Origin of the sequence: Neorhizobium sp. LMR1-1-1.1 (genome assembly GCF_040675795.1) — a bacterium.
Taxonomy (GTDB): Bacteria; Pseudomonadota; Alphaproteobacteria; order Rhizobiales; family Rhizobiaceae; genus Neorhizobium; species Neorhizobium cellulosilyticum.
On the sequence record NZ_JBEGHE010000025.1, the window covers coordinates 675,080 to 686,718 of the forward strand.

General features: G+C 62.0%; 11 protein-coding genes. 9 read left to right on the top strand and 2 right to left on the bottom strand.

Features of this window, described 5'->3' with window-relative positions; genetic code table 11:
• Nucleotides 1–49 precede the first annotated feature (49 nt).
• Genes MRBLMR1_RS16365 through MRBLMR1_RS16375 form a run of 3 tightly spaced genes read left to right on the top strand, consistent with a single transcriptional unit; the run spans nucleotide 50 to nucleotide 3,603 of the window.
• On the top strand, nucleotides 50–2,149 hold the full coding sequence (locus MRBLMR1_RS16365; RefSeq protein ID WP_500065286.1) for a pseudouridine synthase: 2,100 nt from the start codon (nucleotides 50–52) through the stop codon (nucleotides 2,147–2,149).
• Between the two features lie 3 nt (nucleotides 2,150–2,152).
• Complete coding sequence (rsmD, locus tag MRBLMR1_RS16370) at nucleotides 2,153–2,713, top strand: 16S rRNA (guanine(966)-N(2))-methyltransferase RsmD (RefSeq protein ID WP_148142910.1); 561 nt, start codon at nucleotides 2,153–2,155, stop codon at nucleotides 2,711–2,713.
• Nucleotides 2,714–2,721: 8 nt separating this feature from the next.
• Complete coding sequence (locus tag MRBLMR1_RS16375) at nucleotides 2,722–3,603, top strand: patatin-like phospholipase family protein (protein ID WP_148142909.1); 882 nt, start codon at nucleotides 2,722–2,724, stop codon at nucleotides 3,601–3,603.
• Nucleotides 3,604–3,614: 11 nt separating this feature from the next.
• Here the strand turns inward: MRBLMR1_RS16375 and MRBLMR1_RS16380 are convergent, their stop codons facing one another.
• Complete coding sequence (locus MRBLMR1_RS16380; RefSeq protein ID WP_148142908.1) at nucleotides 3,615–5,432, bottom strand: monovalent cation:proton antiporter-2 (CPA2) family protein; 1,818 nt, start codon at nucleotides 5,430–5,432, stop codon at nucleotides 3,615–3,617.
• Nucleotides 5,433–5,568: 136 nt separating this feature from the next.
• Here MRBLMR1_RS16380 and MRBLMR1_RS16385 point away from each other — a divergent pair, with 136 nt between their 5' ends.
• The 6 genes from MRBLMR1_RS16385 (at nucleotide 5,569) to lpxK (ending at nucleotide 11,399) form a co-directional block, all read left to right on the top strand.
• A complete protein-coding gene (locus tag MRBLMR1_RS16385; protein ID WP_148142907.1) occupies nucleotides 5,569–6,915 on the top strand; it encodes a TldD/PmbA family protein in 1,347 nt (448 codons plus the stop codon).
• A gap of 4 nt (nucleotides 6,916–6,919) precedes the next feature.
• Nucleotides 6,920–7,720, top strand: a complete 801-nt coding sequence (locus tag MRBLMR1_RS16390; RefSeq protein ID WP_148142906.1) for a 3'(2'),5'-bisphosphate nucleotidase CysQ — start codon at nucleotides 6,920–6,922, stop codon at nucleotides 7,718–7,720.
• Between the two features lie 162 nt (nucleotides 7,721–7,882).
• Nucleotides 7,883–8,119 (top strand): DUF4170 domain-containing protein, encoded by a 237-nt coding sequence (locus MRBLMR1_RS16395; RefSeq protein ID WP_148142905.1) that lies wholly within the window; start codon nucleotides 7,883–7,885, stop codon nucleotides 8,117–8,119.
• 162 nt (nucleotides 8,120–8,281) lie between these two features.
• Nucleotides 8,282–9,610 (top strand): lipid IV(A) 3-deoxy-D-manno-octulosonic acid transferase, encoded by a 1,329-nt coding sequence (gene waaA, locus MRBLMR1_RS16400; protein ID WP_148142904.1) that lies wholly within the window; start codon nucleotides 8,282–8,284, stop codon nucleotides 9,608–9,610.
• A complete protein-coding gene (locus MRBLMR1_RS16405; protein WP_148142903.1) occupies nucleotides 9,607–10,350 on the top strand; it encodes an HAD family hydrolase in 744 nt (247 codons plus the stop codon). Before waaA ends, MRBLMR1_RS16405 begins: the two co-directional genes overlap by 4 nt.
• Before the next feature lie 5 nt (nucleotides 10,351–10,355).
• Nucleotides 10,356–11,399 (top strand): tetraacyldisaccharide 4'-kinase, encoded by a 1,044-nt coding sequence (lpxK, locus tag MRBLMR1_RS16410; RefSeq protein WP_148142902.1) that lies wholly within the window; start codon nucleotides 10,356–10,358, stop codon nucleotides 11,397–11,399.
• A 4-nt stretch (nucleotides 11,400–11,403) separates the two neighbouring features.
• Here the strand turns inward: lpxK and MRBLMR1_RS16415 are convergent, their stop codons facing one another.
• Nucleotides 11,404–11,637, bottom strand: coding sequence for a DUF2093 domain-containing protein (locus MRBLMR1_RS16415; protein WP_183684976.1), 234 nt, complete (start codon nucleotides 11,635–11,637; stop codon nucleotides 11,404–11,406).
• Nucleotides 11,638–11,639 lie beyond the last annotated feature (2 nt).

An 11,639-nucleotide genomic window follows, 5' to 3' on the forward strand; every position in this document is an offset into this window, starting at 1 on the left:
AAGTATGTCCGGGATACTCCGTCGACATCCTGCTTCAGGCAAACAACATATGAATTCAAAAGACAAGCCGAAGCGCGGCGAAGCGAAAACCTTCGTTCGCGAAATCAAGCCGAAAGCCGAAGGCAGCACTGCTTCCAAGTCGGGGGGCAAGCCGGGCTTCAAGTCCTCAGGCAAGCCGGGAGCCAAATTCAGCGACAAGCCTGCTGGCGCGGCAAAGCCGCGCGCCAAGGCAGAAGGGGCAGTCAGAAAGCCGGTCCGTTCGGCCAAGCGCGAGGAATTCGTCGGCGAGGGTGCATCCGCGCCGACCGACGGCAAGCCCGAGCGTATTTCGAAAATTCTCGCCCGTGTCGGCGTAGCTTCGCGTCGTGACGTGGAGCGGATGATCCTTGAAGGTCGCGTCACATTGAACGGCAAGCCGCTCGATACACCGGTGGTCAACGTGACGCTGGAAGACAAGATCGAAGTGGATGGCGTGCCGATCCGCGGCATCGAGCGCACCCGTCTTTGGCTCTACCACAAGCCCGGTGGCCTGGTGACGACCAATTCCGATCCGGAAGGTCGCCCGACCGTGTTCGACAACCTGCCGGAAGGTCTTCCGCGGGTTCTCTCCATCGGTCGCCTCGACATCAACACCGAAGGCCTGCTGCTTCTGACCAATGACGGCGGTCTGTCGCGCACGCTCGAACTGCCGACCACCGGCTGGCTGCGCCGCTACCGCGTGCGCGCCCATGGCGAGGTCGATCAGGCCGCGCTCGACAAACTGAAGGACGGCATTGCCGTTGACGGCGTGCTCTACGGTTCGATCGAAGCGACGCTCGACCGTGCCCAGGGTCACAATGTCTGGATCACTATGGGTCTTCGCGAAGGCAAGAACCGCGAAATCAAGAACGTGCTCGGCGCGCTCGGTCTCGAGGTCAACCGCCTGATCCGCATTTCCTACGGTCCGTTCCAGCTCGGCGACCTGCCGGAAGGCGAAGTGCTGGAAGTGCGCGGCCGCACACTGCGCGACCAGCTCGGCCCGCGCCTGATCGATGAATCGAAAGCCAATTTCGAAGCCCCGCTTTATAACGAGCGCAGTTCCGAAGACGAGCAGCCGCAGCGCGCCGAAAAGGCCGAGCGTCCGGCCAAGTCCGAACGCGGCCGGGCGAGTGACCGCTCGGACGATCGGGGTGGTGATCGCGGCGACCGTCGCGAGCGTGCCCTTGGCCGCCTCGACACCAAGCGTCCCGACAGCCGTCGCGACGATCGCAAGTTCTCCGACAGGCCTTCCGGCAAGTTCGGGGCGAAGCCATCGGATCGCGATTTCGGTGATGAGAAGCCGAAGAAGCGCCCGCCGATGGGCACCAGCCGCACGGCGAATGTCTGGATGGCGCCCGGCGCCCGCCCGACGACCGACGACAGCGGCCGCAAGGTAACAGCCCGCGCCCAGGCCGAGCAGCTGTTCAAGAAGCCAGCGCCGGAAAACGATCTCCGCGTCAAGATCAACCGCGTCAAGGATGACAGCGACTGGATCCGCGGTGAAGACCAGCCGGAACGAGGCGCAAGGCGTGGTGATCGCGAAGACCGTGGTTTCGGCGACAAGCCACGCGGTGAACGTTCGTTCGGCGACAAGCCGAGAGGCGAGCGCTCGTTTGGTGATCGCCCCCGTGGCGACAGGCCTTACGGTGACCGCAAGCCCCGCGAAGACGGAGACCGTCCGGCCCGCGGCAAATCCTTCTCCAGCGAGGGGCGCTCAGAGCGTCCGCGCGGCGAACGCAGCTTTGGTGACAAGCCCCGTGGCGATCGTCCCTACGGCGACAAGCCGAGGGGAGAACGTTCGTTCGGTGATCGCCCCCCTGGTGATCGCCCCGCACGTTCCTTCTCGGATCGCCCACCGCGTGGCGACCGCCCGGCACGCGAAGACAGGGGTGAACGCTCCTTTGGTGATCGTCCGTCGAGAGGCGACAAGCCCTTTGGTGGCAAGCCTTCAGGCTTCGGCGGCAAGCCCTCGGGTGGCAAGCCCGGTTTCGGTGGCAAGCCGGGTGGCGGAAAGTCCTTTGGCGGCAAGCCTTCCGGCGGCAGACCCAATAGCGGTAAGCCAGGTGGTGGTTCGCGTGGTGGCCCAGGCGGTGGACGCCCGGGCGGCAAGCCGCGGACACCGAGGGGCTAAGCTGTGCGGATCGTAGGGGGTGAGTTCCGCGGCCGCGCTCTGGCCACGCCGAAGACGAATGATATCCGGCCGACCATCGACCGGACGCGCGAAAGCCTGTTCAATATCCTCGGGCACGTCTATCCGGACGCGCTCGATGGTACACGGGTGATCGACCTTTTTGCCGGAACCGGCGCGGTGGGGCTGGAAGCCCTGTCGCGCGGTTGCAAGCAGGCCTTGTTCGTTGAAAACAGCGTCGAAGGCAGGGGCCTTCTCTGGGAGAATATCGACAGTTTCGGTCTGCATGGCCGGGCGCGTATTCTCCGTCGGGACGCAACCAGCCTCGGTTCGATCGGCAATATCGAGCCGTTCAACCTGATTTTCGCCGATCCACCTTACGGCAAGGGCCTGGGTGAAAAGGCACTCCATGCGGCGCATGCCGGCGGCTGGTTGGCCGCGGGTGCTCTTGTTCTGCTGGAAGAGCGGATTGATGCCGAGATCGTCGTCGATCCAGTTTTCAAACCGCTGGAAAGCCGGATGTTCGGCGATAGCCGCATCGAATTTTATCGATATCAGCCAGGCTGAACCTCGCCATGAACACACGCCTCTCCCTGCCGGATCTGGATACTGAAAACAGCGGGGAGGGCCTGCGTTATGCCGTAGCCTTCGGCGGCGGCGGAGCAAGAGGCATCTCGCATATCTGTATCATCGAGGCGCTCGATGAACTCGGCATCAAACCGGTGGCGATTTCGGGATCTTCGATCGGCGCGATCATGGGGGCCGGCATGGCGTCCGGCATGCGAGGCGCCGACATCCGCGACTATACGGTGCGCACGATGGGCAACCGCAATTCGCTGTTCAATCGCCTCTGGACGCTCGGACCGGCTTCAATGCGCGACAAGCTGGGCGGCTTCCGCTTCGGCCATTTCAATCTCGATCCCATCCTCGATGCCTTCCTTCCTCCCGATATCCCGGAGGATTTTTCCGACCTGAAAATCCAGCTTAAAATCTCCGCCACCGATTATTACGGGCAGGCCGAGGTGATCCTCGAAGAGGGGGATCTCAGAACCGCGATTGCCGCATCAGCCGCCATTCCCGGCCTGTTCATGCCGGTCTGGGTCAACGGAAGGGTGATGATCGACGGCGGCGTATTCAATCCGGTTCCCTATGAACAGCTGCTCGACCTTGCCGACGTTGTCATCGGCGTCGATGTCGTTGGCGCACCGGAAGGCGACGGCACCCACCCGCCGACCCGCATCGACGCGCTGTTCGGTGCCAGCCAGCTAACCATGCAGGCTTCGATCGCGCTGAAACTGAAGCTAAATCCGCCGCACATCTTCCTGCGCCCGCAGGTCAACCGTTTCCGCGTGCTGGATTTCCTCAAAGCGCAGGAAATTCTGGACGAGGCAAGCCACGTCAAGGATGAATTGAAGCGCGCAGTGGATGCACTTCAGGCATCCGTCGCCAAGGGCTGAAGCCGTCCGGCTTACCATTTCCCCAGAGACAGACCCGCTTCCACCTCGTCGGCCACGTCTTCCTGAACACTGATGCGTTTCGGCTTGATCAACGGTTCCGGCTTGACGGGGCTGTTGAACAGCTTGTCACGTCCTGCCGAAATGCCCTCGACTGCTTGGATCTGCAGGCGCTCCTCGTCGCGGCGGCGGATATCCTGAAGAATTTCCTCGGCGCGCGCTTCGGACATGCCGAGCGCTTCCAGCGTCTTGGCACCAAACAGCAGGCCGGATTCCAGCGTTTCGCGCAATTCGTATTCGACGCCCTTTTCCCTCAGCCACAGGGAATGGATGCGGTCATAGGAACGGGCGAAAAGCCGGACATTGGGGAATTCGGACTGGATAAGCTCGACGATCCTGCTGGTCGTTTCCTTCTTCTGCGTCGCAACGACGACGATCTTGGCCTTTTCGATGCCGGATGACACGAGCACGTCGCGACGGGTGCCGTCGCCGAAATAGATGCGGAAGCCGAAATTGGCGGCCTGGCGGATACGATCGGCGGAATCATCGATCACGGTCACGGCGCTGCCGCCGGCAAGCAGCATCTGCGAGGCGATCTGGCCGAAACGGGAAAAGCCGATCATCAGCACGTCTGCGCCGGCGCCGGCAAAGTCCTCGTCCAGTTCCTCCCGCGCCTCACCATGCATCAGGCGCTTGGCAAGTGCCGCACCAAGCGGCGTCAGCGCCATCGAAAGCGTCACGATGGCGATCAGCAGCGAGGCGGTCGAGGATGACAGAAGCCCGGCGGCGGTGGCGGTGGTAAACAGAACGAAGGCGAATTCGCCGCCTTGCGGCAACAGAAAGGCAATCTGGATCGCATCGTTATGGGATGAGCCCCAGAGCCGGCAGAGCCCGTAGACGATAAACGCCTTCACCGCCATGAACACGATGACGGCCGGTATGATGAACAGGATGTTGTCGACGATCACTTCGAGTTCCAGCGACAGGCCGACCGCAACGAAGAACAGTGCCAGAAGCAGGCCGCGGAACGGCTCGATATCAGCCTCCAGCTCGTGCCGATAGGAGGATTCCGCCAGCATCACACCGGCCAGAAACGCCCCCATCGCCATCGACAGGCCGACCATCTGCATTGCCGCGGCCGATCCGAGCACGACGAGCAGGGCGGCCGCGATCATCACCTCGCGCGCGCCGGTGCGGGCAATGATCTGGAACATCGGATTGAGCAGATATTTTCCGGCGATGATCATCGCGCCGATGGCCGCGATCGCAACGGCGAAATCGACAAACGGCGTGGCGGCCTGTTCCTCCGTTCCCGGCGCAAGCACGGTGATCAGCGCCAGAAGCGGCACGATCGCCAGATCCTGGAACAGCAGAACTGAAAACGAGCGTTGCCCGTAGCGGCTGTTGATATCGCCGGCGTCGTTGAGCAACTGCAATGCAAAGGCGGTGGAGGATAGCGCAAGGCCGAAGCCGACGATCAGGCTTCCCTGCCACGTCGCCATGCCGGTCTCGAAGGCGAGCGCCGCAAGCGCAAGCCCGGTCAAAAGAACCTGAACCGGACCAAGACCGAACACGTCGCCGCGCATCTGCCATAAGCGCGAGGGTTTGAGCTCCAGCCCTATGACGAAGAGCAGGAAGACGACGCCGTATTCCGCCACATGCAGCACCTCTTCCGTATCGGTGATACGCTGGAAGACCGGGCCGATGATGACGCCGACAGCCAGATAGCCGAGAACCGTTCCAAGCCCCAGCCTCTTGAAGATTGGTGCGGCGATGACCGCTCCGGCCAGCAGAAGCAACATTTCGGTGAATAGCGAGCCCGGTGCGGTCATGCAGAAACTTTCGAATAGGCGGAATGAATCAGTCGGGCTGTTCGCAGACGCGACAACCCGGTCAAGAAAAGGTGTGGCACACTTGATGCTTCGAAGCGCTCACAATAAATGGGACAGGAACGAAAGGCTTGCAAATATGAGCTCTGAAATTGATTCCGCCCAGCTTTTATCCCGTGCTTCTGAACTAATCGACCTGGCGAAGGCGGCAGGCGCCGATGCGGCCGATGCAGTCGTGGTCCGCTCGCGCTCGCGCTCCGTATCGGTGCGCCTCGGCAAGGTCGAGGGAACTGAATCATCGGAAAGCGACGATTTTTCGCTGCGCGTGTTTGTCGGCCAGAAGGTTGCCAGCGTGTCGGCCAATCCGGGCTTCGACATGAAGACGCTTGCGGAACGCGCCGTCGCCATGGCGAAGGTTTCTCCCGAAGACCCCTTCGTCTGCATGGCGGATGCGGACCGACTGGCGAAATCCTATCCGGATCTCGACCTTTTTGACCCGACCGATGTGCCGACCGATGCATTGCGTGAGGCAGCCCTTGCTGCCGAAGCTGCTGCATTGGCCGTTAATGGCGTCACCAATTCTTCCGGCGCCGGCGCCTCTGCGGGCATGGGCGGCATGGTTCTCGTCACCTCGCATGGCTTTTCCGGCAGCTACATGGCCACGCGTTTCGGCCGATCCGTCAGCGCAATTGCAGGCGAAGGCACGAAGATGGAGCGCGACTACGATTTCGACAGTCGCCTTTATGACGCCGATCTCGATGCGCCGGATCTGATCGGTCGGCGCGCCGGCGAGCGTGCGGTTGCCCGTATCAATCCGCGCCAGGTGCCGACAGCAAGCAATGTCACCGTCGTTTTTGATCCGCGCATGGCGCGTGGTTTCGTAGGCACGATCGCCGGCGCCATCAATGGTTCATCCGTGGCGCGCAAGACGAGCTTCCTGCGTGACAGGATGGGCCAGCAGGTTTTGAAGGCCGGTCTCAACATCACCGACGACCCGCTGATCGTCCGCGGTTCATCCTCGCGTCCCTTCGATGGCGAAGGTGTTTCCGGCGAGCGGATGACGATGATCGAGGACGGCGTGCTGAAGCACTGGTTCCTGTCGACCTCCACCGGCCGCGAACTCGGCCTGCCGACCAATGGTCGTGGCGTGCGCGGCGGTAACTCCGTCACCCCGGCCTCTACCAACCTAGCGCTTGAACCGGGCGATATCTCGCCGGAGGAACTGATCGCGTCGGTGGGGACCGGCCTTTATGTGACCGAACTGATCGGCCAGGGCGTAAACATGCTCACCGGCGAATATTCGCGCGGCGCCAGCGGTTTCTGGATCGAAAACGGCAAGCTTGCCTTCCCCGTCTCCGAGGTGACGATCGCGTCCAACCTCAGGGACATGTTCATGCGTCTCACGCTGGCAAACGATATCGACCGCAAATACGGTGTCGCTTCGCCGACCATCGCGATCGAGGGCATGACGCTGGCGGGAAGCTGACGCCATGGTTTCCTCCGACAAAAACTGGAGCGCCGATCTCGACCTCATCCTCGATGCCGCCCGGCAGGCAGGTGAGATCGCCAACGGCTATTTCCGGCAATCGCCGGAAGTCTGGTGGAAGAACGAGGGCCGCTCGCCGGTCAGCGCCGCCGACTTTGCCGCCAATGATCGTCTCCAGTCGCTTCTTCTGAAGGCGCGCCCGAACTATGGCTGGCTTTCGGAAGAGACCGACGACGACAGCGCCCGGCTGGCCTGTGAGACGCTGTTCGTGGTCGATCCGATCGACGGCACCCGCGCCTTCATCGCCGGAGAACCGATCTGGTGTGTATCCGTCGCGGTTGTCCACGAGGGCCGCCCGGTGGCGGGCGTCCTCGTCGCGCCGGCGCTGCAGCAGGAATACCAGGCCGTGGCAGAAGGTCCGGCTTTGAGGAACGGCGCACCGATCGCTGTCCGATCCGAGGGGGAGGTTGACGAACTGGTGCTGGCCGCGGACGAGAAGATCGTCAAGAAGCTGCAGCCCGAGCTTGCAATCCATCGCGTCAGCCACGTTCCCTCGCTCGCTTATCGGCTGGCCATGGTGGCCGATGCACGCATCGATGGGACGATCGTGAAGAAGGACAGCCATGACTGGGATCTGGCCGCTGCCGACCTGATACTGGAGCGTGCAGGCGGGGCACTGACCGGGCTTGATGACCAACCCCTGATCTACAATCGCGAAACTGTCCGTCACGGCGTTCTGGTGGCTGGAACCCGCCATGCGCGCCATGTGCTTCTGCCCCATCTTGTGACCGGTGCAGCGGGTTGACCTTTGTGACGGAATGCCGCAGAGGAAGGGCTTCTAGAGCAATTCCAGCAAAAGTGGGAACCGGTTTTGCGCCCGGAATTGCGGTGAACCAGAGAGATGGAGTAGTTTCGCGTTTCGAAGAAAGGCGGATGTGCTCTGACCAAGAAATGGACGGATTTGGAAATGACGCAATCGAGCGAAAAGAAGCAGCTCCTGCACCTGGTTTTTGGCGGTGAACTTGCGAGCCTGGACGGCGTGCAGTTCAAGGATTTGTCTGCCCTCGACATTGTTGGCATCTATCCCGACTACGCAACAGCGCTGACCGCCTGGCGCTCAAAGGCGCAGTCGACTGTCGACAATGCCGAGATGCGCTATTTCATCGTCCACATGCACCGCCTTCTGGATCCTGAAATCAAGTAGGCCTGACACAAGGCGCCAGAAATATGATAGGCCTTCAGGTTGAGGCGCACTTGACCTGAAGCTCGCTTTTTTGACGCATTTATGAAGCAGGTAAGACGAGCTAAATTATCGCTCCAGGGGTGAGGTATTGATGGCGCTAGGCAGGGATATGGAGCGAGGGCTATGAGCGGTGCTGTGGCTCGCATGGCTCTTGCCGGTTATCGCCTTGCAGGCGTGGCGCTTTATCCTTTGGCCGGCCCCTATCTCGCCTGCCGGGCGATGAAAGGCAAGGAAGACCGCTCAAGACGACTTGAGAGACTGGGTTATGCGAGCCAGCCGCGTCCTCGTGGGCCGCTGGTCTGGGTTCATTCGGCAAGCGTCGGGGAAACCCTTTCCATCCTGCCGTTGATCCGTGAACTGCGCCGCCGCGAAATCCATGTCGTGCTGACTACCGGCACTGTCACCTCCGCTGCCCTTGTCGCCGCTCGACTGGGCGACGAGGTCATCCATCAGTATGTGCCGATCGATCTTAAATTCCCGATCAAGCGTTTCATCGCCTATTGGCGGCCGGATGCCTGCATTACGGCGGAATCTGAAATCTGGCCGACAACCGTCGCTGAACTCGCGCGCCGCCGCATCCCGCAGATCCGGGTCAATGCCCGCATTTCGGATCGCTCCTTCACGCGCTGGAGCAACCACGCCAAGGTGGCTGAGGCGCTGTTCGACAAGATGGCGCTCGTCGTCGCCCAGTCCGATCTCGATGCAGAACGCTTCCGTGACCTCGGTGCATGGCCGGTCATCGTCTCCGGCAACCTGAAGAGTGACACGGATCCGCCGCCCTGCGACGAGCTGCTGCTGGCGAAATACAAGGCAGAGATAGGCGACCGCAAGACCTGGGCGGCAATCTCCACCTTCGATGGCGAGGAAATGGCTGCAGCAACCGTTCACCGGGCGCTGAAACCGAAGAATGGCCAGTTGACCATCATCGTGCCGCGCCATCCCGACCGGGCTGATGCGATCGAAACCATGCTCAAGGAAGAGGGCCTCGTTGTTGCCCGTCGTTCGCGCAATGACGAACTTACGCCTGAGACCGATATTTTCCTTGGCGATTCCATCGGCGAAATGGGGCTTTACCTGCGCCTGACCGAAATCGCCTTTGTGGGCCGGTCGCTGACCAATGAAGGCGGCCAGAACCCGCTGGAACCGGCCATGATCGGCTGCGCCGTACTGACCGGACCGAACATCCAGAATTTCCGGGATGCCTATCAGCATCTCGTTCGCAAGGGCGGCGCGCGGGTGGTCAAGGATGTCGAGATGCTGGCCAAGGCCGTGCATTACCTGCTGATCACCGATCCCGCCCGCGCCAAGATGGTCGAGGCCGGGAGCGATGCGATGGAAGACCTGCGCGGTGCGCTGGCCAAGACCATCAAGGCGCTCGAACCCTATCTCAACCCGCTGACCGTGACTGCCCGCCTGCAGCCTAAGGTCGCCGCTGCCGGGAACGGCCGGTGAGCCCGCCCCCCGCGATCGCGGGCATCCTGTTCGACAAGGACGGCACGCTCATTCGTTATGACGAAAGCTGGGGACCGGTAAACCGCGAGGCGGCCCGCATCGCCGCAGCCGGCAATGCAGCACTTGAACCTGTTCTTCTGATCGCAGGCGGCATGGACCCGGACACCGGCAAGACCAGAGCCGACAGCCTGCTCGCCGCCGGTAATTCCGCCGAGATCGCTGAAGGTTTCGTCGCGGCCGGATCGCCGCTCGACGTGGACGACCTGACCCGTGAGCTGGATGCGCTGTTCCTGCGCGCCGCCGAGTTTTCGGTGCCGGTCGCCGATCTGCCTTCCGTGTTTTCGGACTTGAAGGCACGCGGTTTGAAGCTCGGCATCGCCTCCAGCGACAACGAAAAGGCAATCCGCCGCATGGCCGAAAGCTTCGGCATTTCCGGACATGTGGATTTCATCGCCGGTTACGACAGCGGTTTCGGCACCAAGCCGCAGCCGGGCATGATGCTCGCCTTCTGCAAGGCCGTCGGCCTTCAGCCGGCGGAAGTCGCGATGGTGGGTGACAACAATCACGACATGCATATGGGCCGTGCCGCAGGTGCCGGGCTCAACCTCGCCGTCCTGACCGGCACGGGGACGCGCCAGACGCTTTCCGCCCTTGCCGACCATTGTCTCGACGATATTACCGCACTTCCCGACGTCATCTTTGCCCCCGCATCGCCCGGCGCGGTTTCCGTAGGGGATTAGCCGCGATGGTTTCCGAAGCGCCGCCTTTCTGGTGGGAAAAGGCCGATTGGCGCGCTTATGCGCTGTCACCTTTTTCGGCCATCTATGGCGCGGTTGCGGGTAAAAGGATGCGCACGGCCAAGCGCGCGTCTGCCCCGATACCTGTGATCTGTGTAGGCAATTTTACAGTTGGGGGCGCCGGCAAGACCCCGACCTCGATCGCGCTCGCAAGGGCTGCCAAGGCAATGGGCCACACACCCGGTTTCCTTAGCCGCGGTTATGGCGGCTCGCTGGATGTGACCACGCTGGTCGATCGCGATCGCCACCGGGCCGATGCGGTGGGCGACGAGGCGCTGCTTCTCGCGGCAGAGGCCATGACGGTGATTTCGCGCAAGCGGGTCGATGGCGCAAGAAAGCTGGCAGCGGAAGGCGCCAACCTGATCATCATGGACGACGGGTTCCAAAGTGCCCGCCTGCATCTGGATTTCGCTCTTGTGGTGATCGATAGCATAAGAGGCATCGGCAATGGCCATCTCGTGCCGGGTGGCCCGGTTCGCGCTCCGATAAAGGAACAGATGCACCAGCTCTCTGCCATCCTCAAAGTTGGTAATGGCGAAGCTGCGGATGCGCTTGTCCGCAAGGCAGCTCGTGCCGGCAAAGCGATCCATTTCGCCACGATCGAGCCGCGTCCGGATGCCAGCCTGTCGGGCAAGAATGTGCTGGCCTATGCCGGAATAGCAGATCCGGAAAAATTCTACCGCACCGTCCGCGCCATCGGCGGGCTGATCTCGACGACCCGCTCCTTTCCCGATCATCATTATTTCACCGAGGACGAGATCCAGTCGCTGCTCGACGATGCCGAGCGCGAGGATCTGGTACTGGCGACTACGGCCAAGGATGCCGCCCGCCTTGCCGGCCATTCCGGCCTGGCCCGCACGCTGCTGGAGAGATCTAAGATCGTCGAGATCGACATGGTCTTCGACGATCCCAGTGGTCCTTCGACCATGATCGAGGCGGCATTCAGGAATTTCCGCGAAAGACGGCTGCGCGAGGGCGCGGCCAAGGGCTGATCGTTCAGCCCACCTGCTGGTTCGGCAGCGTGCCGGCGCGTTTTTCGGCTTCGAGCGAGGTTGCGCAGTCGATATAGGCTTCCTGCCTTGCAACGCTCCAATAACGCAGTTCGTCGACCGGGATATGCGCGCCGGTCAAGGCGCAGGTGACGTAGGAGCCGGCGCTCAGGATTTGGTAGTCGCCGTCGAGATAGCGGATCTTGGCCTCGCGAAAGCCGCTTCCCTCAAACCGGTTCATCA